3 protein-coding genes are annotated in these 1967 nt (G+C 47.0%); all 3 read right to left on the bottom strand.

Going from position 1 to position 1967, the window contains the following annotated elements; all coding sequences use genetic code 11:
• A partial coding sequence (locus HW443_RS14090) for a zinc-ribbon domain-containing protein (RefSeq protein WP_176237154.1) occupies window positions 1–113 on the bottom strand: 113 nt, incomplete at its 3' end.
• Between the two features lie 13 nt (window positions 114–126).
• A complete protein-coding gene (locus HW443_RS10885) occupies window positions 127–957 on the bottom strand; it encodes a zinc ribbon domain-containing protein (protein ID WP_176231906.1) in 831 nt (276 codons plus the stop codon).
• 755 nt (window positions 958–1712) lie between these two features.
• On the bottom strand, window positions 1713–1880 hold the full coding sequence (locus tag HW443_RS10875; protein ID WP_176227004.1) for a hypothetical protein: 168 nt from the start codon (window positions 1878–1880) through the stop codon (window positions 1713–1715).
• Window positions 1881–1967 lie beyond the last annotated feature (87 nt).

Genomic DNA, 1967 nt, shown 5'->3' with positions numbered 1-1967 from the left:
CTCATTTGGCCTGTAGAGGGGGCTGGTGGACTTGGCCCAAGGGCAGCACCGCACTGCAGGCAGAACCTGGCCCCTTCTTCGTTCTTGGTCCCACATTGCGGACAAGAAGGCATCTTTATTCCTCGTTCATTCTATTTTGGTACCGCAGTTAGCACAGAATTTGGCTTCCGGCTTATTCTCCGCTCCACATTTGGGACAGATGACCACTTGGGCTTCCAATCTGGCGCCACAATGCTTACAGAACCTAGCTCCAGGGCTGTTTACCGTCCCACACTGAGGGCATGCGATCTCCCTCTCCATAACGACTGCCCTCTCCTTAGAGGGCCGCCTCGCGACAAAGGCCATCGCTCCTCCCACTGCTGAGATAACGAGGAGAAAGAGCAGGATGGGAAGCCAGTTGAATCGGCCCTTTTCGGTTAGTACTGCCTCAACGGTACCCGTGGGACGGTACCAAATGGCGCTTCCATCGGTTTGTTTATCCGCGTTGCTGGAGATGATTTTTCCCCCTCGCAGCGTCAAGGAAGAGACCACTAATCCTGCCTCCCATGGAATGGAAAAAGTAAAATATATCTTGCCATCCTCCCTGGTAATGGAGGCATTGCCATCAAAGGCAAACCTATTGAGCTTTTCCCACCCTTCTCCCTCGGCTGTGACGTGATAGACCACGTTTTGACCTTCATACTTTTTATCCCAGGACACTTCGACGTCCGGAGCCTCCTCTCGGAGGGAGGATTGGAGTTCGCTTTCGAGGGCCCCCTCCCCACCTGCCATCTCCACCACTTCGGCTGGGATAGCAATACGCCCTAAGTATCGCCACCTCTCCCCTTCGTAGAACGTGATCTCCCCTTCCAGCGTGCCACAGCCGACTAACAGAATGGAGCCGATAGCCACGATCAGAAGCACTTTCCAGCCCCTTCCCAATAACACTAGCCGTGATGACTTTTTCATTTTGCCCATCTTTTAACTCCTCCTATGGCTATTTGCTTATCTCTCCCAGGTGGGACTCGCATCCTCACTAGCATTATCGGTCGATTTTCGTAGCCCAACCCCACCAGCCTTCATCACGAATATCTCCTTGTCCACATTGAAGATCATGACCCTCAAAGGCAATTCTTTTTCCATCTGGTGACCAACGAAAATTTTCTGGCCACATTATTTGGGGAAATGGTATTGGTAATTCTCTTTTCGCACTTCCATCAATGTTCATAATAGTGGCACAAGGAAACATGAGCCTTCCTTCATCAGGAGAGACAGCAAGATGATATAAAGATTCATCTTGAGGCAAAACCTTTGGTAAAATTTTTGTTTTGCCTGAACCATCGAGATTTATTGCAAAAGGTGATCAGTTGCCATCGGCAGAACGTGATACGAATAAGATTTTCCCCATCACTGGAGTTGGTAGTCAATTGGCTTCAATGAACTCACTAGGGTCTCTTAGTCCGGCATCTACCATCTCCTGTGAGTCAATGCAATATCCGCTAATCTTTTTATCTAACACAGCCCAATTGGATTTATGTCCTACCATTAACCAATTGCCTGAGTGTTTAGCATTTGGGTGTCTAATTTCGAAATGTAGGTGTGGGCCACCCCCAGAGTTCATTATTGTGCCAATGGGATCGCCCTTCTTAATCTAAGCACCCTCATAAATCTCGCTTTTCTTGTTTTTCTCGACTATAACCTCATAAATCTTAGCGTATGTAACAAAATAAAGTTTACTTTTGAACCTGTTCTGTTGATTTCATTAACCTTGGCGAAATGGTATAATTCCATTCCGGATTTACATCGTGATATCGTATATTGAGTTCTTCCTCCAAACCTTTTACCTTTTTCTCTTTTGATTCTTTCTTGTGTTTCTTCTCGTGAGATTTGGCAGAACCCATTAGCACTTCCTCCTTTCATTTTTAATTGTATACCCCCCCGATTCTTGTCAAGCAAAAAAACCTAAAAAAGCAACCTGGCACACGTCA

The sequence above is a fragment of the Candidatus Hakubella thermalkaliphila genome (genome assembly GCF_013281975.1).
Classification (GTDB): Bacteria; Actinomycetota; Humimicrobiia; order Hakubellales; family Hakubellaceae; genus Hakubella; species Hakubella thermalkaliphila.
This window is presented reverse-complemented; position numbering and strand designations above follow the sequence as displayed.